Origin of the sequence: Bowmanella yangjiangensis, from assembly GCF_017255015.1 — a bacterium.
In the GTDB taxonomy this organism is placed as follows: Bacteria; Pseudomonadota; Gammaproteobacteria; order Enterobacterales; family Alteromonadaceae; genus Bowmanella; species Bowmanella yangjiangensis.
The window spans coordinates 1-408 of record NZ_JAFKCS010000652.1; the positions used below are offsets into that span (position 1 = coordinate 1).

Here is a 408-nt window from a genome sequence, read left to right on the forward strand (position 1 = left end):
GAGAGTGCCGCGCCAGCAACCGCTTCAGGGTGCTGGCCGAGCCTTGGCCGCCGCTGCGCGCGGCTAGCGCCTGGCGAGCAACTGCTGGAGTGCGGGTTGCAGCTGTGGGTAGCGGAAACGGTAGCCGCTCTGCAGCAGGCGGGCCGGCACCACGCGCTGGCCGGTGAGCAGGACTTCGTCGGCCATCTCGCCCAGCAGCAGGCGTACCAGCGCGGCCGGCACCTTCAGCCGCAGGCGCGCCCAGGGCACCTGGCGCTGCAGCGCCTGGCAGAAGTCCCGGTGGCTGACCGGTTCGGGGGCGGTGAGGTTGATCGGGCCGCTGAGCGGCGTGTGCATCAGGTAGCTGCAGATATCCAGAACATCATCCAGGTGTATCCAGGGCATCCATTGCCGGCCGTCGCCCAGCTG

At 70.1% G+C, this 408-nt stretch carries 1 protein-coding gene; it reads right to left on the reverse strand.

What is annotated here, in order from left to right:
* Positions 1–63: 63 nt before the first annotated feature.
* On the reverse strand, positions 64–408 hold a 345-nt coding region (locus tag J0A65_RS26105), incomplete at its 5' end, for a DUF1731 domain-containing protein (RefSeq protein ID WP_206597100.1).